The 26,575-nt window shown below is 69.7% G+C and carries 28 protein-coding genes, 1 tRNA gene and 1 other RNA gene; 11 read left to right on the top strand and 19 right to left on the bottom strand.

Going from position 1 to position 26,575, the window contains the following annotated elements:
• Positions 1–25 precede the first annotated feature (25 nt).
• The 6 genes from AB0O65_RS11945 to ffs all read right to left on the bottom strand — a co-directional run bounded on the left by AB0O65_RS11945 (position 26) and on the right by ffs (position 5,622).
• Positions 26–766: a beta-phosphoglucomutase family hydrolase gene (locus AB0O65_RS11945; protein ID WP_191712811.1), complete on the bottom strand. Its 741-nt coding sequence runs from the start codon at positions 764–766 to the stop codon at positions 26–28.
• A gap of 65 nt (positions 767–831) precedes the next feature.
• The gene (locus AB0O65_RS11940) at positions 832–2,055 is read right to left on the bottom strand and encodes an acetate kinase (protein WP_363385375.1); all 1,224 of its coding nucleotides are present in this window, start codon (positions 2,053–2,055) and stop codon (positions 832–834) included.
• On the bottom strand, positions 2,052–4,157 hold the full coding sequence (pta, locus tag AB0O65_RS11935) for a phosphate acetyltransferase (protein ID WP_071643775.1): 2,106 nt from the start codon (positions 4,155–4,157) through the stop codon (positions 2,052–2,054). Before pta ends, AB0O65_RS11940 begins: the two co-directional genes overlap by 4 nt.
• A gap of 56 nt (positions 4,158–4,213) precedes the next feature.
• Entirely contained in the window at positions 4,214–4,762 is a 549-nt protein-coding gene (locus AB0O65_RS11930) for a hypothetical protein (protein ID WP_071643871.1), read from the bottom strand.
• A gap of 74 nt (positions 4,763–4,836) precedes the next feature.
• Positions 4,837–5,454, bottom strand: coding sequence for a rhomboid family intramembrane serine protease (locus AB0O65_RS11925; RefSeq protein WP_256221103.1), 618 nt, complete (start codon positions 5,452–5,454; stop codon positions 4,837–4,839).
• 72 nt (positions 5,455–5,526) lie between these two features.
• An RNA gene (gene ffs, locus AB0O65_RS11920) (signal recognition particle sRNA small type) lies at positions 5,527–5,622 on the bottom strand.
• A gap of 131 nt (positions 5,623–5,753) precedes the next feature.
• On the opposite strand from ffs, the gene AB0O65_RS11915 reads away from it, so the two are divergent.
• The 3 genes from AB0O65_RS11915 to AB0O65_RS11905 are packed head-to-tail and all read left to right on the top strand — an operon-like array spanning position 5,754 to position 10,099.
• Positions 5,754–6,728: an AAA family ATPase gene (locus tag AB0O65_RS11915; protein WP_363385370.1), complete on the top strand. Its 975-nt coding sequence runs from the start codon at positions 5,754–5,756 to the stop codon at positions 6,726–6,728.
• Positions 6,729–6,735: 7 nt separating this feature from the next.
• On the top strand, positions 6,736–7,920 hold the full coding sequence (locus AB0O65_RS11910; RefSeq protein WP_071643779.1) for a DUF58 domain-containing protein: 1,185 nt from the start codon (positions 6,736–6,738) through the stop codon (positions 7,918–7,920).
• Entirely contained in the window at positions 7,913–10,099 is a 2,187-nt protein-coding gene (locus AB0O65_RS11905; protein WP_071643781.1) for a DUF3488 and transglutaminase-like domain-containing protein, read from the top strand. The genes AB0O65_RS11910 and AB0O65_RS11905 overlap by 8 nt, the downstream gene beginning before the upstream one ends.
• A 6-nt stretch (positions 10,100–10,105) precedes the next feature.
• On the opposite strand, the gene AB0O65_RS11900 is transcribed toward AB0O65_RS11905, so the two are convergent.
• From AB0O65_RS11900 to AB0O65_RS11885, 4 genes are all read right to left on the bottom strand, one after another.
• On the bottom strand, positions 10,106–11,008 hold the full coding sequence (locus AB0O65_RS11900; protein WP_363385365.1) for a rhodanese-related sulfurtransferase: 903 nt from the start codon (positions 11,006–11,008) through the stop codon (positions 10,106–10,108).
• 61 nt (positions 11,009–11,069) lie between these two features.
• Positions 11,070–11,154: transfer RNA gene (locus tag AB0O65_RS11895), tRNA-Ser, on the bottom strand.
• Between the two features lie 60 nt (positions 11,155–11,214).
• Positions 11,215–11,817: a GNAT family N-acetyltransferase gene (locus AB0O65_RS11890; RefSeq protein ID WP_071643785.1), complete on the bottom strand. Its 603-nt coding sequence runs from the start codon at positions 11,815–11,817 to the stop codon at positions 11,215–11,217.
• Positions 11,792–12,454 (bottom strand): phosphatase PAP2 family protein, encoded by a 663-nt coding sequence (locus AB0O65_RS11885; protein ID WP_191712803.1) that lies wholly within the window; start codon positions 12,452–12,454, stop codon positions 11,792–11,794. The genes AB0O65_RS11890 and AB0O65_RS11885 overlap by 26 nt, the downstream gene beginning before the upstream one ends.
• Before the next feature lie 38 nt (positions 12,455–12,492).
• On the opposite strand from AB0O65_RS11885, the gene AB0O65_RS11880 reads away from it, so the two are divergent.
• Positions 12,493–12,825 (top strand): cupin domain-containing protein, encoded by a 333-nt coding sequence (locus AB0O65_RS11880; RefSeq protein ID WP_071643789.1) that lies wholly within the window; start codon positions 12,493–12,495, stop codon positions 12,823–12,825.
• A gap of 12 nt (positions 12,826–12,837) precedes the next feature.
• On the opposite strand, the gene AB0O65_RS11875 is transcribed toward AB0O65_RS11880, so the two are convergent.
• From AB0O65_RS11875 to AB0O65_RS11865, 3 genes are all read right to left on the bottom strand, one after another.
• Entirely contained in the window at positions 12,838–13,806 is a 969-nt protein-coding gene (locus tag AB0O65_RS11875; RefSeq protein ID WP_071643791.1) for a carbohydrate ABC transporter permease, read from the bottom strand.
• Positions 13,806–15,146: a sugar ABC transporter permease gene (locus AB0O65_RS11870; protein WP_083428757.1), complete on the bottom strand. Its 1,341-nt coding sequence runs from the start codon at positions 15,144–15,146 to the stop codon at positions 13,806–13,808. The genes AB0O65_RS11875 and AB0O65_RS11870 overlap by 1 nt, the downstream gene beginning before the upstream one ends.
• 90 nt (positions 15,147–15,236) lie before the next feature.
• Positions 15,237–16,571: an extracellular solute-binding protein gene (locus AB0O65_RS11865; protein ID WP_363385357.1), complete on the bottom strand. Its 1,335-nt coding sequence runs from the start codon at positions 16,569–16,571 to the stop codon at positions 15,237–15,239.
• Between the two features lie 246 nt (positions 16,572–16,817).
• On the opposite strand from AB0O65_RS11865, the gene AB0O65_RS11860 reads away from it, so the two are divergent.
• Entirely contained in the window at positions 16,818–17,825 is a 1,008-nt protein-coding gene (locus tag AB0O65_RS11860) for a LacI family DNA-binding transcriptional regulator (protein ID WP_071643795.1), read from the top strand.
• Positions 17,826–17,907: 82 nt separating this feature from the next.
• Here the strand turns inward: AB0O65_RS11860 and rplL are convergent, their stop codons facing one another.
• Entirely contained in the window at positions 17,908–18,291 is a 384-nt protein-coding gene (gene rplL, locus AB0O65_RS11855) for a 50S ribosomal protein L7/L12 (RefSeq protein ID WP_071643797.1), read from the bottom strand.
• 52 nt (positions 18,292–18,343) lie between these two features.
• Positions 18,344–18,832 (bottom strand): 50S ribosomal protein L10, encoded by a 489-nt coding sequence (rplJ, locus tag AB0O65_RS11850; protein ID WP_071643799.1) that lies wholly within the window; start codon positions 18,830–18,832, stop codon positions 18,344–18,346.
• Between the two features lie 288 nt (positions 18,833–19,120).
• Between rplJ and AB0O65_RS11845 the strand changes: the two genes are divergently transcribed.
• The 5 genes from AB0O65_RS11845 (at position 19,121) to AB0O65_RS11825 (ending at position 22,527) form a co-directional block, all read left to right on the top strand.
• A complete protein-coding gene (locus tag AB0O65_RS11845) occupies positions 19,121–19,798 on the top strand; it encodes a YqaJ viral recombinase family protein (protein ID WP_071643801.1) in 678 nt (225 codons plus the stop codon).
• Between the two features lie 116 nt (positions 19,799–19,914).
• Positions 19,915–20,205, top strand: coding sequence for a hypothetical protein (locus AB0O65_RS11840; RefSeq protein WP_191712799.1), 291 nt, complete (start codon positions 19,915–19,917; stop codon positions 20,203–20,205).
• A complete protein-coding gene (locus AB0O65_RS11835; RefSeq protein ID WP_363385352.1) occupies positions 20,205–21,266 on the top strand; it encodes a hypothetical protein in 1,062 nt (353 codons plus the stop codon). Before AB0O65_RS11840 ends, AB0O65_RS11835 begins: the two co-directional genes overlap by 1 nt.
• Positions 21,263–21,880 carry a hypothetical protein gene (locus AB0O65_RS11830; protein WP_313480124.1) on the top strand — a complete coding sequence of 206 codons (618 nt, stop codon included), beginning with the start codon at positions 21,263–21,265 and terminating at the stop codon, positions 21,878–21,880. The genes AB0O65_RS11835 and AB0O65_RS11830 overlap by 4 nt, the downstream gene beginning before the upstream one ends.
• Complete coding sequence (locus AB0O65_RS11825; RefSeq protein WP_071643809.1) at positions 21,877–22,527, top strand: hypothetical protein; 651 nt, start codon at positions 21,877–21,879, stop codon at positions 22,525–22,527. The genes AB0O65_RS11830 and AB0O65_RS11825 overlap by 4 nt, the downstream gene beginning before the upstream one ends.
• Before the next feature lie 13 nt (positions 22,528–22,540).
• On the opposite strand, the gene AB0O65_RS11820 is transcribed toward AB0O65_RS11825, so the two are convergent.
• Positions 22,541–23,425, bottom strand: coding sequence for a LysR family transcriptional regulator ArgP (locus AB0O65_RS11820; RefSeq protein WP_363385347.1), 885 nt, complete (start codon positions 23,423–23,425; stop codon positions 22,541–22,543).
• Positions 23,426–23,495: 70 nt separating this feature from the next.
• On the opposite strand from AB0O65_RS11820, the gene AB0O65_RS11815 reads away from it, so the two are divergent.
• Positions 23,496–24,152 (top strand): LysE/ArgO family amino acid transporter, encoded by a 657-nt coding sequence (locus tag AB0O65_RS11815; protein ID WP_363385344.1) that lies wholly within the window; start codon positions 23,496–23,498, stop codon positions 24,150–24,152.
• A gap of 19 nt (positions 24,153–24,171) precedes the next feature.
• Here AB0O65_RS11815 and AB0O65_RS11810 read toward each other — a convergent pair whose 3' ends face one another.
• From AB0O65_RS11810 to AB0O65_RS11800, 3 genes are read right to left on the bottom strand one after another with little or no spacing between them, the layout of a single operon-like run.
• Positions 24,172–24,954: an amino acid ABC transporter ATP-binding protein gene (locus tag AB0O65_RS11810; protein ID WP_363385341.1), complete on the bottom strand. Its 783-nt coding sequence runs from the start codon at positions 24,952–24,954 to the stop codon at positions 24,172–24,174.
• Positions 24,941–25,603, bottom strand: coding sequence for an amino acid ABC transporter permease (locus AB0O65_RS11805; RefSeq protein ID WP_363385338.1), 663 nt, complete (start codon positions 25,601–25,603; stop codon positions 24,941–24,943). Before AB0O65_RS11805 ends, AB0O65_RS11810 begins: the two co-directional genes overlap by 14 nt.
• Before the next feature lie 11 nt (positions 25,604–25,614).
• Entirely contained in the window at positions 25,615–26,430 is an 816-nt protein-coding gene (locus tag AB0O65_RS11800) for an amino acid ABC transporter substrate-binding protein (RefSeq protein ID WP_363385335.1), read from the bottom strand.
• Positions 26,431–26,575 lie beyond the last annotated feature (145 nt).

Genomic DNA, 26,575 nt, shown 5'->3' with positions numbered 1-26,575 from the left:
TCTCTCCGAAAGCGTGTGAGGGGGGTCAGTTCTGCGCGTCGCCGAGCAGGAGGGCAAGATCATCGACGATACAGGTCGCGCCCGCCTCACGCAGACTCGCGGCCCCCGCACCGCGATCGACTCCGACCACATCGCCGTATCCTGCCGCGGACGCCGAGGCGACACCGGACACCGCGTCCTCCACCGCGATGGCCTCAGCTGGGTCGACGCCCAGCATCCGCGCGCCCTCGAGGAACATGTCCGCTGCGGGCTTCGAGGCGAGCTCGTCGCGCTCGGCGACGAGCCCGTCGACGACGACGCGGAAGAAGTCGCGGATGCCCGCGCTCGCGAGCACCTCACCGGCGTTCTTCGAGCTCGACACGACACCCATCGGCACGCCGGCGTCGCGCAGGCTCTGCAGCAGGGCCAGGGAGCCGGGGTAAGCGGCGATGCCCTCGCTGCGCAGCACGGCGATGAACGCGTCATTCTTGCGGTTTCCGATGCCGCACACCGTCTCGGCCTCGGGCGGATCGGTGACCTCTCCCCACGGCAGCTCGACGTTGCGGCTGCGCAGCAGGCTGGCGACCCCGTCGTAGCGCTTCTTGCCGTCGACGTACGCGAAGTAGTCCTCGTCGGTGTACGGCGGCTCGATGCCCCAGCGCGCGAAGACCTCGTCGAAGACCTTCTGCCAGGCGCGCATGTGCACCTCGGCCGTAGGGGTCAGCACGCCGTCGAGATCGAAGAGCACACCGGTGGTGCGGTGCAGATCGGGGAGAGCGTCGGGCATGGAACCTCCTGGGTCGGACGGGCTCGTCCAGCCTAGTGAGACAGCGGATGCGGCGCGTGCGACCGTCAGATGGCGGACAGCGTCTGACGGGCGATCTCGAGCTCCTCGTCGGTGGGCACGACGAGGACCTCGACGGCGGAGTCGTCGGACGAGATGCGCCGGATGCCGCGCCCGCGCGATCCGTTGCGCTCCGCGTCGACCTTCACACCGAGGAAGCCGAAGGTGGCGAGTGCGTCCGCCCGCACGTCGACCGCGTTCTCGCCGACGCCGGCGGTGAAGACGATGACATCCACCCCGCCCAGCTGCGCGACGTAGGCGCCGAGGTAGGCGCGGAGCCGATGCACGTACACGTCGTACGCCAGCGTCGCCTGCTCCTCGCCCGCGGCGCGCCCGGCGAGGATGTCACGCATGTCGCTGCGACCCGCGAGGCCGAGCAGCCCGCTGCGCTTGTTGAGCAGCTCGTCCAGCTCGTCGGTGCTGAGCCCGGCCCGGCGGGACAGATGGAACAGCGCCGCCGGGTCGATGTCGCCGGTGCGGGTGCCCATCACCAGACCTTCGAGCGGGGTGAAGCCCATCGACGTCTCGACCGAGCGACCACCGTCGACGGCGGTCATGGATGCCCCGTTGCCGAGGTGCAGCACGATCTGGCGCAGCTGCGCGAGGTCGCGCCCCAGGAACGATGCGGCGGCCTCGGAGACGTACTTGTGGCTGGTGCCGTGGAACCCGTAGCGGCGGATGCGGTGCTCGTCTGCGGTGGTGGCATCCAGCGCGTACGTGTACGCCGCCGGTGGGAGGGTCTGGTGGAACGCCGTGTCGAACACGGCCACATGCGGCACGTCCCGGAAGGCCGCACGGGCCGCCCGGATGCCGGCCAGGTTCGCCGGGTTGTGCAGCGGGGCCAGAACGCTGAGGTCGCCGATGTTGATCTCGACCAGAGAGGTGATCACGGTCGGCTCGAAGAACCGCGCTCCGCCGTGCACCACACGGTGCCCCACGGCGACGGGCGGATGCTCGCCGAGGTCGGGTCCGTGCTCGGCGAACTGGGCGAGCATGACGGCGAACGCCTCGTGATGATCGGCGATCGGCCGCTCTTGCGAATGACGCACGTCGAGGATCGTCGGCGCCGGCTCTCCGGGCTCGGCGGTCATCCGCGCGATGTGACTGACGACGCCGGTGCCCTGTCCGATGCGCTCGATGAGGCCGCTGCCCAGCTCGAGCTCACGGGACGGATCGATCAGGCTGTACTTCAGCGACGAGGAGCCGCTGTTGATGACGAGCACGACGCTCATGCCGGTTCTCCCTGTGCCTGGATCGCTGTGATCGCGACGGTGTTGACGATGTCGTCGACCAGCGCGCCGCGCGACAGGTCGTTGATCGGCTTGTTCAGCCCCTGCAGCACCGGCCCGATCGCCACCGCGCCGGCCGAGCGCTGCACGGCCTTGTAGGTGTTGTTGCCGGTGTTGAGGTCGGGGAAGACGAACACGGTGGCTCGTCCGGCGACCTCGGATCCGGGCAGCTTGGCCTTGGCGACGGCGGCATCGGCCGCTGCGTCGTACTGGATCGGCCCTTCGACGGGCAGCAGGGGGTCGCGCTCGCGCACCAGGGCCGTGGCCGCGCGCACCTTCTCGACATCGGCTCCGGAGCCGGACTCGCCCGTGGAGTACGAGAGCATCGCGACGCGCGGGTCGATGCCGAAGCGTCGGGCGGTCGCCGCAGATGAGATGGCGATGTCGGCCAGCTGGGTGCTCGTGGGGTCGGGGATCACGGCGCAGTCGCCGTACACGAGAACCCGATCGGCGAGTGCCATCAGGAAGACGCTCGACACGACCTCGACCCCGGGCTTGGTCTTGATGATCTCGAAGGAGGGGCGGATGGTGTGCGCCGTGGTGTGCGCGGCGCCAGAGACCATCCCGTCGGCGAGCCCGAGGTGCACCATCATGGTGCCGAAGTACGACACGTCGGTGACGGTGTCGGCTGCCTGCTGCAGGGTGATGCCCTTGTGCGCGCGCAGCCGCGCGTACTCCTGCGCGAACCGCTGCACGAGCGCCGGGTCGTTCGGGCTGAGCACCTGTGCGGCGGAGATGTCGAGCCCGAGCGCCGCGGCGCGGGCGCGGATGCCCGCCTCGTCGCCGAGGATGGTGAGATCCGCCACCTCGCGGGCGAGCAGGATGGCTGCCGCCCGCAGGATCCGATCGTCCGTTCCCTCGGGGAGGACGATCCGCTTGCGCTCGCTGCGAGCCCGCTCGATCAGCCCGTACTGGAACATCAGCGGAGTGACCACCGTGGATTCGGCGAGGCCCATCTGCTCGGTCAGCTCGGAGATGTCGATGTGCTTCTGGAACAGCTCCAGCGCGGTCTGGTAGCGCTGCGCGGACTCCGGACTCATCCGGCCGCGGGAGCCCATGATGCGCACGGCGGTGTCGAAGGTGCCCAGGTCGGTCGCGATGATCGGCACGACCAGCTCGAATCCGTCGATCAGCTGCAGGATCGGCTCGGGCAGCTCGAACGGCCCGTTCAGCACGATGCCCGCCAGGTCGGGGAAGGTGCCGGATGTCGCGGCGAGCACCGTGGCGAGCAGCGTCTCGGTGCGATCAGCGGCGATCACCACGACCGAGCCCTCGGTCAGGCGGGGCAGCACGTTGACCATGGACATGCCCGCGATCACGATGCTGTACGCCTCGCGCTCGAGCAGCTCGTCGCCGCCGCGGACGAGTCGACCGTCGACGGCGCGCATGATCCCGCGCATGGAGGGGGCGACGAGCGAGCGCTCTTCCGGGATGGCCCACACCGGGGTGCGACCGTCCTCGACCAGCTCGATGATCCGACCGAGCAGGTCGGACTCGGCACGGTTGACGACGAGCGCGAAGAGCTCCGCCCGCTCGGCCGCGAGCTCGGCGATCGCGAGCGCGGCGATCTGCTGCACCTGCTCGGGGGTGCGTGCGGTGGTCGTGCCCAGCTGCTCTGCCTGGTTCTGACTGTCGCGCCCCGACAGGACGAGCATCACGGGCACACCGAGGTTGGCGGCGATCCTCGCGTTGTAGCCGAGCTCGGCAGGTCCGGCGACGTCGGTGTAGTCGCTGCCGACCACGATGACCGCGTCGCACTGCGCCTCGACGGCCTTGAAACGCGCGACGATCGTGCCGAGGGCCGCATCCGGGTCGTGGCGCACGTCGTCGTAGGTCACGCCGATGCAGTCGTCGTATTCGAGGTGCACGCCGTCGTGGGCCAGCAGCAGCTCGAGGACCGTATCGCGTTCATCGGCGGAGCGGATGATGGGCCGGAACACGCCGACACGGGGCGAGACGCGCATCACCGCGTCGAGCACGCCGAGCGCGATCGTCGACTTGCCCGTGTGTCCTTCGGCAGACGTGATGTAGATGCTCCGTGCCACGTGCCCAGCCTAGTGACCGGCGGGAGGCGCGGCGGTGAGGGGCAGCATCCCGGGGCTCAGCCCGCCGCGCACGGCCCGGACAGGGCATCCACCACCGCGGCGGCGTCGTCCGCGAATCGGGCGTAGTGCTCGGGGTCGGAGTTGATCTGCACCCGGTTGATGGCGTGCGTCGGCTCGAGGCTCTGCCAGTCGGGCACGCGCCTGAGACGGGTGAAGAACATCGACGACGCGGAGGCCGGATCCATCCGCTCCGCGACGCTCCCCCACCAGTCCTGCTGCTGGAACAGCCCGATGCTCGAGGTGCGGCTGCCGTCGGGGTTGACCACCCCGGACGTCTCCCAGTCGCCGTGATCGAGGTTGCGCAGCGAGCTCTCTCCCATCGCCGCCATGACGCCGATGACCTGACCGTCGCGAGCGAACCCGAGCTCGCGCGCGGTGCGCACGACGATCGCCGCGTTCTCGAGCTGCTCGCCCCGCCACCCGCTCACTCCGAATGCCGGGTACGCCGCAGGATCATCGAGGCAGTAGCCCTCGGCACGCGGAGCGGTGATGAGGGCGAGAATCGCGAGAGCACCGGATGCCAGAAGCGTTACCACCGCGGTCACCGCCGCCACTCTGAGCCCGTGCCGGCGCTGTGCGCGCGCCCGAGATCGGCCCGTGCGAGATCCGCGGCGAGCGCTCACGATCCCCCGCGTGCGAGGGCGCCCCGAGCGGGACGTCGCGCGGCCAGCGCGGCGATGCCGCCGCCGATCGCCCCGAACAGATGCGCCTGCCACGACACCCCCGCCCCGGCGCCGAAGATGCCGGTGAGCACGGTCGTGCCGTACAGCACGATGACGATGACGGCGATCGCCGCGTAGGCGATGCGATGCGACACACGACCGGGCGCGAACACGCGCAGCACGGTGTAGCCGAAGTATCCGAACACGAGCACGGACGCGCCGACCGTGAGGGTTCCGGGGGCGTTCAGCAGCCAGGTTCCCGCGCCGCCCACCACGGCGATGATGCCCGTCACCGCCCAGAAGCGCTTCGCGCCTTCCACCGCCACCAGACAGCCGAGCACGAGCAGGGGCAGCGAGTTGCTGATCAGATGCGCCCAGCCGGCGTGCAGCAGCGGGCCGAGCACGAGGCCGGGAAGGCTGGCGGGGTCCCACGAGCGCAGTCCCCAGCCGGTGAACGATCCCGGCAGCACGGCGTCGAGCGGCTGGATCGCCCACATCAGGGCGAGCAGCGCCACCGGCGCGAGGAAGCGTCCTGCTGATGAGGAGCGCGGGACGGAGGCGGCGGGGGCGGTCACGGGTCGATCCTCGCAGGGCATCCGGTGAGAGAGCCGAGGGCCGCGGCGTCGCGACGCCGTCACTCGGAGAAGAGAAAAGACCCTCCGCGCACCCGACAGAGCCCGGTTGCCCTTGCTACGTTTCCGTCCTGGGGGATTGGCCTGGATGCCGTCACGCGGAGAGCCGTCGACCAGTCTACCCGAACGATGACGGACGCTCGGACAGCAGGCCGACGGCACGGCCGTGCCCTGGTCCGCGACCGCGTCGGACGGACGGCGTTACGATCATCAGACGCACCGTCGCGCACGAGAGGGCCCGCATGCACGAGAACGCACCGCTCACCGCCGAGCAGTTCAGCCTGCACACATCGGGCATCGTCGCCTCGGTCGCGTCGGTGATCGACGGCAAGGCGGATGCCGTGCGCAACGCCCTCGTCTGCCTGCTGGCCGAGGGGCACCTGCTCATCGAAGACGTTCCCGGTGTGGCCAAGACGATGCTCGCCCGCGCCCTGGCGGCGAGCGTCGACGCCACGGTGCGCCGCATCCAGTTCACCCCAGACCTGCTGCCTGGCGACGTCACCGGCGTCGCGGTGTACGACCCGGTGGAGCGGGAGTTCGAGTTCAAGCGGGGCGCGATCTTCGCGCACATCGTGATCGCCGACGAGATCAACCGCGCCTCGCCGAAGACCCAGTCGGCGCTGCTCGAGGCGATGGAGGAGCATCAGGTCACGGTCGACGGCGACACGCATCCGCTCCCCGATCCGTTCCTGGTGGTGGCGACGCAGAACCCCCTCGAGATGGAGGGCACGTATCCGCTCCCCGAGGCGCAGCGCGACCGGTTCATGATGCGCATCTCGATGGGGTATCCGGATGCCGCCGCCGAGGCGCTCATGCTCCGTCAGCGCGACACCGCCAACCCGCTCTCGGCCATCGAGCCCGTCGCGGACGCCGCGACGGTGCGCGCGCTGATCTCGTGGGCGCGTCGCGTGCACGTCGCCGCGTCGCTCGAGGAGTACGCCGTCGCGCTCGCTCAGGCCACCCGGCAGGATCCGAGTCTGCATCTCGGCGCGAGCCCGCGGGCGACCCTGCAGCTGGTGCGCGCGGCGAAGGTGGTCGCCGCGCTCGACGGCCGCGACTACGTGGTGCCCGACGACCTGGCAGACCTGGTCATCCCGGTCTTCGCGCATCGCCTGCTGGCGGCGCGCGGTGTGCACCGAGCCGGTGCACAGCCGGTCGAGGCGGCTCTGCGTCAGATCGTCGCGCGCGTGCCCGTGCCGTTCGCGGCGCGCGTCTGAGCGCATCATGCGCGCCCGTCCGCTGACCGCTCGAGGAGCAGCGTGCCTGCTGCTCGGGGTGGTGCTGTGCGCTGCCGCGAACATCCTCGCCGCCCGCGCGCTGCTCTACGTCGGCGTGCTGCTCATCGTGCTCCCGCTCATCGCGCTGCTCGCCGTGCGCGCGCCGCGGAGACGTGGCGAGGTGTGGCGGCAGATCTCCACCGACCTCCTCGCCGTCGGCGAGACGTCGCGGGTCACCGTGCGTTTCGAGCTGTACGCTCCCGGCATCCCGCGCGGCCGCTGGAGCGACACCCTCCCCGAGGCGGTGCGAGGCGATGCCACCGGTGAGTATCCCGGCGAGACCCGACTGCTGCACTACGACCTGGAGGGGGTTCGTCGCGGCACGGCGACGCTCGGCCCGCTGCTGCTGCGCACCGTCGACCCGTTCGGCCTCGCGCAGCGGGTGCAGGCCTTCGGGGAGACGAGGATGATCACGGTCGTGCCTCAGGTGGTCGCGCTCGCCCCGCTGCCGACCAAGCTGGGCGCGGCGGGCGGCGCGGCGCAGGCCCGCTCGACGCGCGTCGGGCAGGGAGCCGACAACCTGATCCCACGTGCGTACCTGTCGGGCGACTCACGGCGGCGGATCCACTGGCGCGCCACCGCGCATCGCGGGTCGCTGATGGTCCGGCAGGAGGAGGAAGAGGCGAGTCCGGATGCCGTCGTCGTGCTCGACCGCGCCGCATCGCGCTGGCAGAGCGCGGGCGGCGCCGTCGACCCCGCGTTCGAGGCTGCGGTGTCGCTGTGTGCGTCGGCCGCGCTGCGCTTCGCGCAGGACGGCTACAGCGTCGACGTCTTCGACAGCGCCGGTTCGCTGCTCGGGGCGCTGCGCGGGCACGAGGACGACCGGGACGGTCTGCTGGTCGCCCTGGCGACCGTGACACCCCGCGGGGACTCGCGCGACCTGCGCACGATCGTCGGCGGCACACCGCCCGGCCCGCTGGTGGTCGTCACCGGGGCGATCGACCCCGACGCTGCCGCGCGTCTGAGCACCGCGGGCGCCTCGGCCCCGATGCTGATCGCAGCCGGCGCTCGCGCCGATGCCCTCGCGGTCGCCGCCGATCGCGGCTGGAACGTCGCCGCGCTGCCCCCGACGGCGAACCCGGCCGACGTGTGGGAAGCGGCGCTCCCCCAAGCGAAGGCGGCGCATGACTGAGCCCGTGAGCGCCACGTCGCGGCCCGGCGTCGTCGGGCCGGGGATGCTGGCCGTGGTCGCGACCCTCGTCGCGATGTGGCCGTACACCGCGGTCATCGCGCCCGGAGGGTGGACGTTCGCGGTCTTGGTGATCGTCGCCACGGTCGCCGCCGCGGGCATGGTGGCAAGGCGGCTCCTCGGCGGGCTGCAGGACGGCATCCGGTCTCTGCTCGCTCTGCTGCTGCAGCTGGTCGCCCTCACCCTCGCGCTGACGAGCCTGCTGGCGAGCGAGACCGCCGAGTTCGGTCTCGTGCCCACCGAGGCGAGTGTGGAGCTGACCGGTCTGCGTCTGCAGCGTGCGGTGGACGAGATCTCGAACGGGGTCGCCCCGATCGACTCGACCGTCTCGATGACCACGGCGATGGGGCTCGCCTTCGCGATGGTCGCCCTGCTCGTCGATCATCTGCTGGCTCACCGGCTGGTCGTGCTCACCGTGCTCTTCACCTCGGTCGTGGGCGCCGTGCCGATGCTGCTGACCTTCGGATCGGTGAACCTGGTGTGGTTCGTGCTGCAGGCGGTGATGATCCTGATCGTCCTGCGCTTCGGCGCCAGGCACGACCCAGACGCCGTGCGGCATTCTCCCCTCGTCGCCGCGGGCCTCATCGGCGCGACCGCGATCGCCGCCACCGTCTTCGTCTCCCCCGCGCTGCCGTTGAGCGAGGCCGGCGGGGGGAACGGGCGGCTGTCGACGATCAACGCCGACCTGCGACTGGGCGACGACCTGCGTCGCCCCGACGAGACGAGAGCCCTCACCCTCGTCACCTCGGCCGCCGCCCCTCCGTATCTCAGGCTGGCGACGCTGTCGAGGTTCGACGGCGAGGTGTGGCGGCCTGACCGCTCCGACCGCAACCCGGTGGAGGACGGCTTCGGCGACCGCCCGTGGCGCGACGACATCGAGACGGTCGAGCACGAGGTCTCGATCCGGGTGGTGGGGATCTCGAGTTCCCGGCTCCCCGTGCCATACGCTGCCGAAGCGATCAGCGGCCTGCCGCGGGGCTGGCAGGCGATGCCGCTGAACCGCACCGTGGTCAGCGCGACGCAGGACGCCGCGGGCGCCGACTACACCGTGCAGATGGCGACCCCGGCACCGAGCCTCGAGCAGATCCGGGCGAGCTCGACCGGCGGATCCGGCCTCGTCGCAGCGCCGGCGAACGATCTTCCGGAGATCATCGGCGACCTCGCGCGCGAGGTCACCGCCGGTGCCGACACGGACTACGACCGGCTGCTGGCTCTGCAGGACTGGTTCCGCTCGGAGTTCGAGTACTCCCTCGACGCACCGGTCGAAGACGGCTTCGACGGCACCGGGGCCGACGCGGTGGCCACCTTCCTCGATGTGCGCAGCGGATACTGCATCCACTTCGCCGGCGCCTTCGCCCTGATGGCTCAGACCCTCGACATGCCCGTGCGCATCGTGGTCGGCTATCTGCCCGGCACGTCGACCGACGAGAAGCGCGGCGAGCAGCGCGTGTACTCCGTCACGAGCGACAAGCTGCACTCCTGGCCCGAGGTGTACTTCCGGGGCGTCGGCTGGGTGCCGTTCGAGCCGACGGCGACGCTCGGGACGCCGACCGACTTCACCTCCGACGCGGGAGCAGGCGGCGACGGCGGCGAGGCGGCACCGACCGCGTCCGCCGCGCCGACCGCGGTGCCGTCGACGGCGCCGACCGGCGGGCCCGACCGCAGCGACGAGGACGCCGGCGCCGGTGGCGACGGGGCCCTGGGCCAGCTCGACCCCACCCCGGTGGCGCTGATCGTCGCCGGCGCGCTGGTCGTGCTGCTGCTGCCCGCTCTCGTGCGCGCAGTGCGCCGGATGCTGCGGATCCGCCGCGCCGCGGCGGGCGACGCCATCGCCGCCTGGCGGGAGGTGTCCGACACCATGGCCGACCTGAGACTGCCGCTGCACGCCTCCGAGACCGCGCGCACGCGGGCGCAGTCGCTCGCCGCGGCGCACGGGGTGGACGCCGGCGCGCTGCGCGAGCTCGTGACGGCCGTCGAACGCCGCAGCTATGCCGAGGGCGGCCCTGCGGGAGGAGAGCTCGACGCGTCCCTGCGTCGGGTGCTCCGCGACCTGGAGGCGGGCGTCAGCGGGCGTCGCCGCCTGCTCGCCAGGCTGCTGCCCGCGTCGCTGCTGCGCCGCTGAGCGGGCTCAGGCGGTCGCGGCCGACGTGTGCTCCTCGCACGGCACGGCCGCGCACTCGGCGCACACGACGAACTGCCGGCGGCACGATGCGTCGGGGCAGTTCGCGGTGCGACTGGTCGCCGCTCCGCACCCGGCGCACGTGCCGATGACCGCGGCGTGGTCGCTGAACTCGACCGATCCGCGCCCGTCGAAGACGTAAAGCGATCCCTCCCACAGTCCGTCGTCACCGTACTTCTCGCCGTAGCGGACGATGCCTCCGTCGAGCTGGTACACCTCGCCGAAGCCGCGCGAGAGCATCAGACTCGACAGCACCTCGCATCGGATGCCGCCGGTGCAGTAGGTGACAACGGGCCTGCCCTTCAGGTCGTCGTACGCCCCCTCGTCGAGCAGGCGGACGAAGTCGCGCGTGGTGTCGGTGTCGGGCACCACCGCGTTCCTGAACCGGCCGATCTCGGCCTCGAGCGCGTTGCGGCCGTCGAAGAAGACGACCTCGTCGCCGCGCTCGGCGATCAGGCGGTGCAGCTGGTCGGGGTCGAGCCTGGCTCCGCCGCCCACGACACCGTGCTCATCGACGCGCAGCTCGTCGGGCGCGCCGAACGAGACGATCTCGTCGCGCACTTTCACGCTCAGCTTGGGGAAGTCGACGCTGTAGCCGTCGGCGTCGATCGCCGTGCCCTCGCTCCACTTGATGTCGGCATCCGCGAACGCCGGATGCTGGCGGAAGCGCCGCACCCATCTCTTCACCGCCGGCAGATCGCCGCCGAGCGTGCCGTTGATGCCGTGCTCGGAGATGATGATGCGCCCGCGAAGCGCGAGCGCCTCGCACAGGTCCCGCTGCCAGAGGCGGATCGCCTGCGGGTCCGCGATCGGCGCGAACGCGTAGAACAGCACGATCTTGGGGGTGGGCACCAGGAGATTCTACGGAAAAGTCCCGAGGGCCCGCACTTCGTGCGGGCCCTCGGGACTTCGGCGGTGACGGCGGGATTCGAACCCGCGGTTGCTTGCACAACACACGCTTTCCAAGCGTGCTCCTTCGGCCGCTCGGACACGTCACCAGGAAACAACCTGTTCATCCTATCCGATCGCGCGCGTCGCGTCGGACCAGCGCCGACCGCTCAGACGAAGCGCACGCCGTACATGGTCGTGTCGTGACCCGAGTGCAGTCGGTGCATGCCGAGACGCTCGTAGAAGACGCCGGCGCCCGTGTTCGTCGGATTCATGCCCAGGTGCAGGCCGCGCACGCCGCGGCGCCCGAGCTCGGCGAAGAGCGTCTCGATCAGCCGGCGGCCGAGCCCCTGCCCCTGCGTCTCGGGCAGCAGATCGATGTGAAGGTGCGCGGGATACTCGGCCGCGTGCTTCTCCCCGCCGGGAGCACGACGACCGGCGTAGCCGATGATGCCGTCCTGACGGGTGGGCACGGCTGATCCCGAGAGGGGGTACGCGCTCTGCTTCGACGGCCACCACTCGTCGCGGAACCACCGCTCGAAGGCGTCCGTGTCGTCAGTGGCGACGATGTACCCGACCGTCCGGCCGTCCGGCGACTCGACCATCCACGCGAGGTCGGGATGCCGCACGGCGTACGGCACGGCGAAGACATCGCCCCACAGCCGATCGTCGGTGAAGATGCCGGTCGCGTCGCCACCGGCATCCGCGGTCTTCACGCAGATGTCGTAGAGCGCGTCTCGATCGGCGTCACGGTACGGGCGGATCGTCGTCACGGGAACTCCTCGAAGCGGATGATGCGGGTGTCCAGCCCAGTGACGCCCAGCTCAGCACGAACGCGCCGACGAGAAGCGCAGCCGATGCGCCGACCAGCGCACCGCCCACGGTGTCGGTGAACCAGTGCACGGCGAGCAGCGTGCGCGACAGCGCCATCGCCATGACCCAGACCGCGCCGATGATCGCCACCCAGACGCGAGGGAAGACCAGCCAGAGGACCACGGCGATCGTGGCGGCGTTCGAGGTGTGCCCCGACGGGAACGAGCCGAAATCCGAGGTGACCAGCATGTCGTCTGGTCGCGCCCTGGCGAAGATCTCCTTCAGCAGCTGGGTGAGTCCCGCGCTGACCACGAACGCGATCGCCGCGAACACCGCTCCTCGCCATCGTCGCAGCAGAACCAGCAGCAGCACGATCAGCAGCGGCACGAGCACGATGGCCACCCAGCCTCCGCCGATCCAGTTCAGCAGGTAGGCGGCCGACAGCATCCAGTCCTGTCTCACCTGCGACATGAGGCCGTTCCAGAACACGTCGAGACCGATCGTCGCGCCCCGAGGCAGCAGCACGACGAGCACCCCCAGCAGGGCGGCGAGGGTGAGCATCGCACTTCCGGAGATCAGCAGGGCTCGTCTTGTCATCGTCCCATTCTGCCCCGCGACCGCGCTAACCTGCGGCTATGAGCACTGATCCCTTCGTCCTTCTCGGCGCTTCCGCCGCCGAGCTCGTCCAGGCCCACCCCATCGAGCCGGGCCGCGTCCGCCCGCATCGCGTCCTCGACGGCGACGGGTTCAAGATCCGGATGCTGGCGATGGACGCCGGCGCGACGATGCGCGAGCATCGCGCACCGTCGCAGATCCTCGTGCAGGTGGTCGCAGGCGGCATCCGCTTCCGGGTGGACGGGACCGAGCACGTGCTCTCCCCCGGCGGGACGATCACCGTCTCCGCCGGGGTGCTGCACGAGCTCGAGGCCGATCAGCCGTCGCACGTCCTTCTCGTGCTGCTCGGCTGAGGCGGGCCCGCGTCAGCCCTTCGTCGCTCCGGCCAGCAGGCCGCGCACGAAGAACCGCTGCAGGGCGAAGAACACGATCAGCGGAACGATGATCGAGATGAACGTTCCCGCCGACTGCAGGAACCAGCGGTTGCCCCACGTGCCCGACAGCGAGTTCAGCGCCTGGGTGATCGGCAGCGCGCCGGGCGAGGCGAAGATCGTCGCGACCAGCAGATCGTTCCACACCCAGAGGAACTGGAAGATGCCGAACGAGGCGATGGCGGGCATCGCCAGGGGCAGGATGATGCGGAAGAACACCTGTCCGTGACCGGCACCGTCGACCCGCGCGGCCTCGACGATGTCGCCGGGGATCTCGGCGATGAAGTTGTGCAGCATGAACGTCGCCAGCGGCAGGGCGAAGATCGCGTGCGCGATCCACACTCGGGCGAAGCTGAACTCGACGTCGTTGAGCGTGAGCCCGGGGAAGACCATCACGTCGTTGATCGTGAGGCCCTCGGAGAACAGACTCAGCAACGGCACCAGGGCCATCTGCAGGGGCACGATCTGCAGGGCGAACACGAAGACGAACAGCAGGTTGCGACCCTTGAAGTCGATCCACGCGAACGCGTATGCGGCGAGCGCGGCGATCACGATCGGGAACACGGTCGCCGGGATGGTGATCGCCAGCGAGTTGATGAACGCGGTGGCGAGTGTGGTCGAGGTGCCGCCGGCGGTGAGCGCCTCAGCATAGTTCTCGAGGGTGAACTCGGGGTTCGTGAAGGCGGTCCACCATCCGGTCGACTGCGTGTCGGCGCCCGGCCGGAATGAGGTGACGAAGAGACCGAAGGTCGGAATCGTCCAGAACACCGCGATGATCACCGCGGCGATCGTGGCGCCCTTCGAGGTGAGCTTCTTGTGGGCGATCGCCTCGTTGCGGCGGGTGTCGCGAGCGACCTGGCGCTTGGTGCGCGTGTCGCGGACGATGGCTTCTGTGGCGCTCATCAGCGGATCTCCCTCTGCTTGGTCAGCGAACGGGCGTTGTAGATGATCAGGGGCAGCACGAAGATGAACAGCACGACGGCGAGCGCCGACGAGTGCCCGTAGCTCTGGAACCGCTGCTGCTGATTGACCATCTCGAAACCGAGCACGGTGGTGTCGTCGCGGCCGCCCGTCATCACCGCCACGATGTCGTACACCTTCAGCGACATGATCGTGATCGTCGTGAGCACGACGATCAGCGAAGAGCGGATGCCCGGGACCGTGACGTTCCAGAACCGCTGCCACGCATTCGTGCCGTCGAGCTCGGCGGCCTCCAGCTGCTCGGCCGGGACGGCCTTGATCGCCGCGGAGAGGATCACCATCGCGAAGCCCGTCTGCGTCCAGATGAAGACGATCAGCAGCATGAAGGTGTTGATCAGCGGCTTGACCGCCAGCCAGTTCACCGGGTCGCCGCCGAACATCGTGACGACCGCGTTCAGCAGACCCAGCTGGTCTCCCTGACGGTAGTCGTACATGAACTTCCAGATGATGCCCGCGCCGACGAACGAGATGGCGACCGGCATGAAGACGAGCACCTTCAGAACCTTCTCGCCGCGCGCGCGGTCGATGAAGACGGCGTAGGCGAGGCCGAAGGCGACCGAGATCGTGGGGGCGAGCAGCGCCCAGATCAGCGTGTTCACCACCGACCAGGTGCCGACGGGGTTGGTGAACACCCAGATGTAGTTCTCGAGCCCGACGAACTCCGTACCCGACTTGTCGAAGAACGACTTCGCGAAGGTCGCGACAGCCGGGTAGATGAGTCCCAGCAGCAGCATGATCGCCGCCGGCGCCATGAAGAGGATCAGCTGGAACAGGTAACCGGCGCCCTGCCGTGAGCGGTAGTCGGCGAAGAAGAGCAGAGCGCCCGAGAGCAGCGCGATCGCGACGACGTAGAGCACGGCGTTCGAGTACGGCCGCAGCAGCAGCAGCGCGAGCACGGGGATGACCAGGCATGCGACGAGCCGCATGATGAAATAGCCCCGGCCCGGGCGCGGGGCGAATTCGATGAGCACCAGGACGATGCCGACGACGACCCCGAACACGAGCAGAACGGCGGGGATCTGCAGCAGCGGATGCAACCCGCCCAGCCATAGGAAGAAGTTGTTCAGCGAGACCGGGCCCAGCGCGATGCGGGCCGGGTCCTCGACCGGAGCCGAGATGATGAGCAGGAACAGCATCGCGGCGATGACGACGAAGCCGGCGACGACCACGATCTGCGTGATCCGGCGCCCTCTGGCGTCCACTCCGTGCGTCGTCTTCGGCAGTTCCGCCGTGTCCTTCTCGTCGACTGTCAGCAGTGACATGGGATCCCCTTCTGAGTGCGGATGCGGGGTCGGGCATCGCTGCCCGACCCCGCTTTCACCAGCGGATTGCGCTCAGACCAGCGCGACCGACTAGTTCTCGTAACCTGCCTGGATGTCGCTGAGCACCTGTTCGGTGTCCTTGCCGTCGATCCAGTCGACCATGCCCTTCCAGAACGAGCCCGAGCCGACCGTGGACGGCATGAGGTCGGACGCGTCGAAGCGGAAGACGGTCGCGTCATCCTGCAGGATGCCCATGGCCTCCTGGAGGAACTCGCTGCTGGCCAGGCTGGCGTCGGCCTTCTTGTTCGCCGAGATCACACCGCCGAGCTCGACGCGTGCGTCCGCGAACTCCGGCGACGCCATGAACTCGAGCACCTTCACCGTGGCCGCGTCGTCGTTGAAGGCTGTGACGAACTCGCCGCCACCTTCGACCTGCAGCTCACCCTCGGTGATGCCCGGGGTGATGAAGGCGTAGACGTCGCCCTCCGGCCCGACCTCGGGGGTCTCGCCCGCGGCGTTCTTCACGTCGAGGAAGTTGGCGGAGAGGAACGAGGCCTGGTGCGTCAGCGCGCAGCTGCCGTCGGCGACCTTCGCCGCGACATCCGCGAACGCGGTCGAGTTGATGCTCTTCACGTCACCGAAGCCGGCGTTCACGTAGTCCGGGTTCAGCAGGATCGAGCCGACAGCGTCGAAGGCGTCCTTGATCTCGGGGTCGGTGAACTTCACGTCTCCCGCCACCCAGTCGTCGTAGACCTCGGGGCCGGACTGGCGAAGCACGAGGTCCTCGATCCAGTCGGTGCCCGGCCAGCCGGAGGCGTCACCCGAGGCGAAACCGGCGCACCAGGGCGCCTGGCCCGACTTCTCCTTGATGGTGTCGGTGAGGGCGATCATCTCGTCCCATGTCTTGGGGACCTCGACACCCCACTCCTTGAACTTCGCCGGCGAGTACCAGATGTAGCCCTTCAGGTTCGCGAGCATCGGCGCCGCGTAGAAGGTGTCGTCGAACGTGCCGTAGTCCTTCCAGTCCTTCGACCAGTTCTCGTCGACCGCCTTCGAGACGCTCTCCGGAGCCTCGGAGACCTTGCCGGTCTCGACGAGCGTCTTGAGCAGACCGGGCTGCGGCACGATGGCGATGTCGGGTGCGTCGCCGCCGGTCACCTTCGTGACGATGTTGCCCTCGAAGCTCTTGTCTCCGGTGTACTCGACCTTGATGCCGGTGTCCTTCTCGAAGGCTGCGAAGCTCTCGTTGAGGTCGTCCGCCTCGGTGCCGGTGATGCCACCGGAGATGCGGACCGTCGCGCCCTTCACGTCGCCGTCGCCACCTCCCTCACCGGGGGTGGCCTCCGCGCATCCGGTCAGGGCGATCGCAGTCGCGCCGACCAGGGCGAGGGGAGCAAGCAGGCGGTATCGCTGTGACAGAGCCATGTGTTTTCTCCTCTTCCAGGGTGTTCCGGACCTCGGTCGGCGGAGAATCCGCAGCGTTGAGGAACCGATTCCAGGACAACCTACTTGCCCCGGACGCCCCGGCACAATGCCACGCGGGGACAATCGCACAACCGTTGTGCAGACGTGATCACCCACTTGGGAGCGCTCCCAAAGTGTAGCGCGTGGAACCGGTTCCCCTCTACCCGGGTTGCCCGGTAGCCTGACGGAGCCGACTCGAGGAGCCCCATGAGCACGATCGCCGACGTCGCCGCGAGAGCCGGCGTGTCCAAGGCCACGGCGAGCCGCGCGCTGAGCGGAGGCGGCTACGTCTCCGCCGAGACCAGGGAGAGGGTGCGCGAGGCCGCGCGTGACCTGCACTACGTCGCGCATTCCTCCGCGACCACCCTCGCCACCGGACGCTCGCTGTCGGTCGGCGTCATCATGCCCGCGCTGGACCGGTGGTTCTTCGCCGAGCTGCTCGCGGGGATCCAGGAGGGGCTGGTGCGCTCCGGACAGGATCTCGTCCTGTACGGGACGCAGGAGGGCTCGGACGAGCGGGAACGGCTGTTCTCCGACGCGCTCCCCAGCCGCCGCCTCGACGGGATCATCGCCGTCGGCATCCAGCCCAGCACGCATGAGCTGTCACGTCTGATCCGGGTCGGGTCGCCGCTGGTGAGCGTCGGCGCGTACCGCGAGCAGAACAGCTCCGTGTCGATCGACGATGAGGCCGCCGCCCGCATCGCGACCGAGCACCTCATCGATCTCGGCCACCGTGACATCGCGTTCCTCGGCGGTCGCGAGGATGCCGCGACCCACGCGTACGGCGACGAGCAGCGGCTGCGCGGCTATCGGGCGGCCATGGCAGCCGCGTCGCTGCAGGCGTGGGTTCGGCATGTCCCCGGTGATTCGACGACGCCGGGCGGCTACGAGGCCGGGGTGCGCATGCTCGGCGACCGCCAGAGCAGGCCGACGGCGTTCGTCGCGGTGTGCGACGAGGCGGCGATCGGCGGCACCATCGCGGCCAGACGCCTCGGGCTGTCGGTTCCGGCTGAGGTGAGCGTCGTGGGCATCGACGACCACGCCCACGCGGAGATGTTCTCGCTGACCACGGTGCGGCAGAGGCCGCGGATGCAGGGGCTCGCCGCGGTCGAGCTGCTGCTGCGCAGGATGGCTGACCCTGATGCGCCCGCCGAGCAGATCGCGGTGCCGTCCGAGCTGGTCGTCCGGTCGTCGACGGCGGTCCCGCGCACCTAGCGGACGCACCGCCGCCTGCGCCCGGGCACGCGAGAAGGCCCCCGGCACGAGCCGGGGGCCTTCTGCACGCGGTGAGGCGTGATTACTTGAGGGTGACCGTGGCGCCGGCGGCCTCCAGGGCCTCCTTCGCCTTCTCGGCGGCCTCCTTGTTGGCGCCCTCGAGGACGGCCTTCGGAGCACCGTCGACGACGGCCTTGGCCTCGCCGAGGCCCAGCGAGGTGAGCTCGCGGACGGTCTTGATGACCTGGATCTTCTTGTCGCCGGCAGCCTCGAGGATGACGTCGAACGAGTCCTTCTCCTCCTCGGCCTCGGCAGCGCCAGCGCCACCGGCAGCGCCGGCAACGGCGACCGGGGCGGCCGCGGTGACGTCGAACTTCTCCTCGAACGCCTTCACGAAATCGCTGAGCTCGACGAGGGTGAGGCCTGCGAACTGCTCCAGCAGCTCCTCAGTGGAAAGCTTCGCCATGATGTATCTCCTAGATAAAGGGTGTGGTTGGTGTGAGGGGATCGCCGGTCGCTCACGCGGCCTCGGCGGTCTCCAGCTTTTCGCGAAGCGCGTCGATGGTGGCCGCGGCCTTGCCCATCGTCGCCTTCATCATGCCCGCTGCCTTCGCCAGCAGAACCTCACGGCTCTCGAGCGAGGCGTACTTGTCGACCTCGTCGGCGTCGAGGGCCTTGCCCTCGAAAACGCCGCCCTTGATCACGAGAAGCGGGTTGGCCTTGGCGAAGTCACGCAGAGCCTTGGCAGTGGCGACGAAGTCACCGTGCACGAACGCCACGGCCGAGGGACCCTTGAGGTCCTCGTCGAGCGACGTGATCCCCGCGTTGTTCGCGGCGATCTTGGTCAGCGTGTTCTTCACCACGGCGTACTCCGCGTCCTGACGGATGTTGCCGCGCAGCTCCTTGAGCTGGGCAACCGTCAGACCGCGGTACTCGGTCAGCAGGACGGCGTTCGAGTTCTCGAAAGACTTCGTGAGCTCGGCAACCGTTGCATCCTTCTGCGCCATGGTCACTCCTTACGTGTACGGACGTCACGCGGATGCGGGACGTCGACCTCGACCACCCCACGACATGACAAAAGCTCCGGCGCAAGCGCACGGAGCTTCGAGAAGTATTCGCACACCTGCGCGGGCCCCTGCTGAGCAGTGCTTCGATCGTCACGTTCGCACGCGATGATGACCGGCGGTCTTCGGTTACCACCCACTGTACGGCATGCGCCCACCTCCCCCAAATTCCGCGCACCGCGATGGCGTGGGAGGGGAGGGATGCGAGAGGCTCGGCGTTAGGCTCGTACGGTGACTCCCGAACTCCAAGCGCGCATCCTCGCGGACTCCCGCGACCGGGTCGCCTGGCTCAGGGCACGCGCACGGGGCATCACCGCGACCGACGTGGCCGGACTCTCCGGAGAGGCCTCGATCACGCGCGCGGCGGATGCGAAGCTCGGCGCGGGCCCCCGGTTCGGCGGCAACGCGTACACCGACCACGGGCGCCGCCGCGAACCGGAGATCGCCGCCTGGGTGGCCGCGACCCACGGCATCCTGCCCTCCTCTGCACTGTTCCACGCGGAGGTCGAGAAGCGGCACCTGGCCACCCCGGACGGCATCTGCGTGGACGGCGACGGACGCGTGCTGCTCGCCGAGATCAAGACGACGAACAAGTCCTGGCGCACGATCCCACGCACCTATCTGCGTCAGGTGTGGTGGCAGCAGCACGTGCTCGGTGCCGAGCGCACCCTGTTCGTGTGGGAGGAGCACGACGACTTCAACCCGATCCACGACGAGCCGCGCTCCGTGTGGATCGAGCGCGACGACAAGGAGATCGGGCAGCTCGTCGCTCTGGCGACGCGGCTGATCGACGAGCTCTACCGACGCACCACGGGCCAGGCGCCGCCGACGCGCACGCCGCTCGCACCGAGCCGTCGCTCCGCGCTGCGCGAGCGCGACATGTTCCGCGCTCTGGCCCTGTCGGAGTGAGGCACGACACCGCCGTACGTGCGGTGATCGACGGATGGTGATTTCTCACCATGGCGCATCGCGGTGCGCGATCGTTAGCGTGAGGAGCATCGGAGAACACGGACCGGAGGACTCAGATGCCTGATGTGCGAATCGACTTCGACGTCCTGGAGACGACGCGTCGGACGCTGGTGGACATCGGGGATGTGCTCACCTCGGCGACGGACGCCGTCAGCGACATCCCCTCCGCGGCCGTCGCGCAGAGCGATCTGCGCGACCGGCTGCACGAGATGGGCGATTTCTGGGGCAGCAGTCTTCGCAAGCTCTCGACGTTCGCGACCGAGGCCGGGGCGGGCCTGGAGGGCGTCGTCGACGCCTTCCGCAGCCTCGATGAGCAGATCGCCGATTCCTTGAAGGAGGAGGGCTGATGGCGGGCTTCACCGCGCTGGGCTTCGATCCCGCACCGGGAGACCTCGGCGTCATCGAGAGCCTGGTCGACCGCCTCTCCGCAACGGTGCAGGATGTCGACGACTCGCTGACCGGCATCAGCGGCGGTGACGACGCGGCATGGATCGGGAAGTCCGGCGACGCGTTCCGGGCCACGCTCGCCGAGGACTTCCAGCCGCAGCTGCGAGCCTCGGGAGCCGCCCTCCGCGATTCGCGGGATGCGCTGCGCACGTGGGCGGTGCAGCTGGCCGCCCATCAGCTCGCGGCGCTGCGCCTCGAGGAGGAGGCTGCGGATGCCCGCTCTCTGGTCGCCACGCGTGCCGCGAGCGCGGATCAGAAGAGCGCCGCCGCCGGCGCCGACGACGCCGCCCCCGACGCGGCCGCCGACGCTGAGAGCGCGAGCGCCGCGCTGCTGAGCGCTCAGGGCGCCCTGCAGGACGTGCTTACTCGTGCGAGAGAGCTCAAGGAGCGTGTCGATCAGGACGCCTCCGTCACCGCCTCATCGCTGACCTCGGCTCAGACCAGCCTCGACGGCTACCAGGAGAGCGGCTGGTCGAGCTTCTGGGGCTCGGTGGGCGACGTCGGCGAGTGGCTGATGGACAACGTCGTGCCGATGATCGAGGACCTGCTGCGCCTGGTCGCCCCGATCATCTCGATCGCCGCGATCTTCTTCCCCGCGCTCGCCCCGCTCGCGCTCGGCATCGCGATCGCGCTGGTCGCCATCGACGGGCTGCAGGCGCTGACCGATCGCGGCTCCTGGGGCGACTTCGCGGTGGGCGTGGTGGGGCTCGCCGTCGGGGCTGCCGGCGGCGCTGCGGTCACTCGCGCCTTCGGCCCGTCCGGGCAGATCCCCTTCGCGATCAACGTCAACCGGATGATGCCGGCGGTGGCAGGCGGAGGGGTGGCCGCGGGCAGTCTTGCCGGATCGCTGAGCCTGAACTTCAAGACGATGATGTCGAACGCGTACTGGCTGGTGACCAGCGCGAAGGACATCAACGACAACGTCCACGGGTACTACGACGAGGTGGAGCGCCACTCATGAGCGATGCGCTGGTGTGGCAGGCCATGCCGCAGGGCTGGATCGAGTTCGTGGCGCATGGTGAGTCGACGCGCGACGCGTGGTGGGAGGACTATCTCCGCAGCGGCGAGGGCTGGCTGCCCGACGAGGCGCGGGATGCGCTGACCGCGGGCTACCGGGCCGGGTGCGACGTCTTCCGCGACAGGGAGTTCGACTTCGCGGGCATCGCCATCGCCGCGATCGAGAAGCCCTTCGTCTCGATCATGTGCACGAAGGTGATGCGCGGGACGACCGCAGACCTCGGCGCGCACACATACGGGATCCATGCGCTCCTGCCCGCGCTGCGGTTCGGGTCGGATGCCGTCGCCGAGCCGTTCCAGGCGGATGACGGCCGCACCGGCAGCGTGACAACCGCCATCGTCGCCGAGCAGGGTGCGGATGTCGTCGTCTCGATCGGCGAGATCACTCTGCCAGGAGACGGCGGCAACGTCGTCGTGCTGGGTGTCTGCACGGATCCGGAGCGACGGGACTTCCTGGCGCTGCACACCGCATTCGCGCTCTCGACGACCCGGCTGCTGCCTGCCGGGGTGCGCCCGGAACCCGCCGCTGGCCTCATCACGGCAGAATCGACAGCATGACGTTCCGCTTCATCCAGCCCGAGTCGCGTCCTCTCCTCGAGACTCCCCCGGCAGCGGGACGATCGCTTGCGTCCGGCGACGCGCGGCGACAGCTCGACGCCGACTATCGCCGCTGGACGCGTCTTCTGGTCGGGTTCGCCGGTCTCGTGCTCGCGTCATTCGGGGTGGTGGCCGTCGTCGGCATCCCGCTCTCCGGCGCTCGCCTCACCGCCGTGGACATCACGATGGCGGTCGTCGGGGCCGTGCTTGGCGCGATCGGGGTCTGGATCCTCGTGCGGCTGCATCGCTCCGGCCGGGCACTGCTGAGCGCCCTGGCCTGGTGGACGGCCGAGCCGTATCGCCGCGGGGCCGCGCACCCGCGTGCGTCCGGCTGGGTGAGCGCACGCACGGTGAACGTCGAGCCCCCGATACTGGCCCGCATCGTGTCGTCGTCGGTCCTCGGGCTGTTCGGAATCCTCGCGATGGCGACCGTCGCCTACCCGACGCCGCCCGGCGCGCTGAATCCCGCACCTGCGGGCATCGGCCTCGGCATCCTGCTGCTGCTGACCGCCTGCGGCCAGATGGGCGGAGTCATGCGCCTCGTGTCGGGTCTCGCGGTGGCTGATCCGGTGTGGGCTCGCATCCGCAGCGCCTTCCGCCGCGACTGACGTTCGAGTCCGCTCACATCGGCGCGAGCACCAGGGCGGCCTCCGCGGCCACCTCCTCGGCGATCGCGTCGAGCAGCGGCGAGCGCAGGTTCCACTGCCGCCAGTACAGCGGCACCCTGATGCGCGGCTCGCCCAGCTCGACCAGGCCCTCAGACACGTGCGGTGCGGGGATCAGCCCCCACCCGAGCCCGAGGCGCACGGCCTCGGAGAAGTCATGCGATGCCGGCACGTAGTGCCTCGGCACCTGCCACGGGTCGACGTCCCTCGCCCGCAGCCAGCCCTGCTGCAGCGTGTCGCGCCGGTCGAAGTCGACGAACGGCGCTCGGGCCAGCGCGTCGGCCGTGACACCGCTCGGGAACCAGTCGTGCATGTACGCGGCGGTCGCCATCGCCCGGTACTCGAGCACGCCGAGCGGCGTGACCGCGCTGCCCCCGACGGGCTCGGCCTCGCTGGTCACCGCCGCCATCACCTCGCCCGACTCCAGCATCCGCGCGGTGTAGTCCTGGTCGTCGCGGTGCAGGTCGACGTCGATCGGATGCCGCCGTGCGACGCGCGCGAGCGGAGGCAGGAACCACGTGGCCATCGAGTCGGCGTTCACCGCCAGCGGGATGCGCACCCGCGGCGAGTCCGGTGCGGCGTCGCCGAGGCCGAACGCGGTGACGGCATCGTGCTCGAGCAGGGCGACCTGTCTGGCCAGCCGCACGAGCGCCTCGCCGGCCTCCGTCGCGCGAACCGGACGCGAGCGCACCACGACCGCCCGTCCGATCTGCTGCTCGATCGACTTGATCCGCTGACTGACGGCCGACTGCGTCACGTGCAGCCGGCGAGCGGCGGCGTCGAAGCTGCCCTCGTCGATGACCATCGCGACGGTGGCCGCCAGCTGGGCGTCGATCTTCACATAAGCAATGCTAATGGGCGTGCAGTTCTCTTCGCTGGCGCTGATGGACGCAGCCTCTTAGCGTTGATCCGTGCTCACCGTCCTCGCCGGCCTCGGACTCATGTACTCGCTGATCGTCGCCGTCGGAGCACAGAACGTCTTCGTCCTGCGGCAGGGCCTGCGTCGAGAGCACGTCCTTCCCGTGGTGCTGATCTGCGCGGCGTCCGACGCGGCGCTCGTCCTGGTCGGCACCGCAGGTCTGGGTTTCCTGATCGCCGAGCTGCCGTGGCTCATCGTCGCCGCCCGCTGGCTCGGAGGCCTGTCGCTCGTCGGGTACGGTGTCCTCGCCGCCCGGCGGGCGTGGCGAGCGGAGGGCGAGACGCTCGTCGCGGACCCGGCTCCGGCATCAGAATCGAACTCGTCGACCGGCAGCGGCACCGCGACCGGCACCCGGCTCGCGCCGGTGCTCGCCGCCACCCTCGCGTTCACCTTCCTCAACCCGAACGTCTATCTCGACACGGTGCTGCTGATCGGCTCGATCGCCGCGACGCACGGTCAGGCGCGCTGGGTCTTCGCCGCGGGTGCCATCCTCGGCAGCATCACGTGGTTCTTCGCGCTCGGCTTCGGGGCGAGGCACCTGGGACGGTGGCTGCGCACCCCGCGCGCCTGGCGCATCCTCGACACGGTCATCGCCGCGCTGCTCGTGCTCATGGGCGTCCTGCTGGTGCTGCCCGTGTTCGCCGGCTGACCTCCCGGGCGCGAGCGGATCAGCCGCCGTCGAGGGGTCGGAGGATGCGGGTGAGGAAGCGCCGGGTGCGCTCCTCGCGCGGCGCGCCGAAGATCTCAGCGGGCGCGCCCTGCTCGACCACGACACCGGCGTCCATGAACAGCACGTGATCGGCGGCCTCCCGCGCGAAGCTCAGCTCGTGCGTCACGACGACCATCGTCCACCCCTCGTCCGCCAGTTCCTTGATCACGAGGAGCACCTCGCCGACCAGCTCGGCGTCGAGCGAGCTGGTCGGCTCGTCGAACAGCAGCAGGTCGGGCCGGAGGGCGAGGGCGCGGACGATGCCCACGCGCTGCTGCTGTCCGCCGGAGAGCTCGTGCGGACGAGCATCCGCCCGCTCCCCCAGACCCACGCGCTCCAGCAGCCCGCGGGCCTCGGCGATGACCTCGGCCTTCGGACGGCCCTGCACGCGCCACGGCCCCTCGATCACGTTCTCGAGCACGGTGAGGTGCGGGAAGAGGTTGTGATGCTGGAACACCATCGCCGAGCGATCGCGCAGCGCGAGACGCTGCTTCTGCGTGACCCCCGCGGAGAAGTCGATCCGCAGGCCTCCGGAGGCGATGATCGCACCGGCGTCCGGCGTCTCGAGACCGTTCAGCGAGCGCAGCACCGTCGTCTTGCCCGAGCCGCTGGGCCCGATGAGCACGACGACCTCGCCCCGGTGCAGGGTCAGATCGATCCCGCGCAGCACGTGGTTGTCGCCGAAGCTCTTGTGCAGGCCCGTGGCGGTGAGCAGCGGCGTGGATCCGTCAGTGGGCGACACGGCGGTCGAGCCTCCTCTCGAGGGCGTTCTGCCCGAACGACAGCACGAGGCAGAGCACCCAGTACACCAGGGCCGCCGCGAGATAGAGAACCATGAACTCGTACGTGGTCGACGCGATCTGCTGGCTGACCTTGAACAGCTCGGTGACGAGGATCAGCGACGTGAGCGAGGTGTCCTTCACCAGGGAGATGAAGGTGTTCGACAGCGGCGGCACCGAGACACGGGCGGCCTGCGGCAGGATGATGCGGGTCAGCGTGCGGGCGCGGTTCATGCCCACCGTGTAGGCGGCCTCCCACTGCCCTCTCGGCACCGACAGGATCGCCGCGCGCACGACCTCGGCCCCGTACCCGCCGACGTTCAGAGAGAGCGCGATGATCGCGCTGGGCCACGGATCGATCGTGACGCCGATCGACGGCATCCCGTAGAAGATCACGAACAGCTGCACCAGCAGCGGGGTTCCCCTGATCACCGAGATGTAGAACCGCGCCGCGTTGGAGAGCACCGCGTTCGTCGAGATGCGCATCAGCGCGACGCCGATGGCGATGAGCAGGCCGAGCGCGAAGGAGACCAGGGCGAGCGGCACGGTCACCGTGACGCCGGCGAGCGCGATCGGCCCCAGTGAGTTCAGGAAGAGCTGCCAGGCGTCCATCGACGGCGAGCTTACTCGGTGACGTCCTCGCCGAAGTACTTGTCGCTGATCTCGGCGAGCGTCCCGTCTGCCCGCAGTTCGTCGAGCGCGCCGTCGACCGCCTTCACGAGAGCCGACTTGTCCTTGGTGAACACGAACGCCTGCTCTCCCGCCTCATCGGTCTCGGCCGCGATCTTGAGCCCGGTGGGCCCGTCGGTGGTCTCGTAGTCGAGGAAGGTGAGCTTGTCGTTGATCGTCGCGTCCACCCGTCCCTGCCGCAGCAGTGCGACCGCCTGAGCCCAGCCTTCGACGGCTTCGACCGTGGCGCCCGACTCCTTCGCGAGATCGTTCCAGTTGCTGGTCAGCGACTGGGCAGCGGTCTTGCCGTCGAGGTCGGCGAACGAGCTGATCGAGTCGTCGTCGTCCTTCACGACGATCACCCCTGGCGAGACGGTGTACGGCTCGCTGAAGAGGTAGTTCGCCTCGCGGTCGTCGTTGATCGTCACCTGGTTGGCGATGACGTCGAAGCGTCCGGCATCCAGCCCGGCGAAGATCGCATCCCACTGCGTCTCCTGGAACTCGACCTTCAGGCCGAGCTTGTCGGCGACCGCCTGGATGATCTCCACGTCGTAGCCGGTGAGCTCTCCCGTGCCGCCGTCGGCGTGGAAGCTGAACGGGCGGTACGTGCCCTCGGTCGCGACGGTCAGCGTGCCGTCGGACACCAGGCCGAAGTCGGACCCGCCCGACGTGGCCGATCCGCTCGAGGCGGGTGCGGTCGAACCGCTGCACGCGGTGAGCGCTGCGGCGACGACGATCAGTGCGGTGGCGGCGATGAGACGACGGGACATGCGGGGTCCTCCTGGGAAGCGGTGGTGCGGTGCTCTCACACTATGCGGCGAACCTGCACGGCCGACCGTGCGTGTCGTTGCGTGACACGCAGAAGGCCCCCGCCGGCGGAACCGGCGGGGGCCTTGCATCGACGGGCTCAGCGGC

Origin of the sequence: Microbacterium sp. NPDC077391 (genome assembly GCF_040686955.1) — a bacterium.
Taxonomy (GTDB): Bacteria; Actinomycetota; Actinomycetes; order Actinomycetales; family Microbacteriaceae; genus Microbacterium; species Microbacterium commune.
The sequence above is the reverse complement of the archived record's forward strand: the minus strand, read 5'-3'. Positions and strand labels throughout refer to the sequence as shown.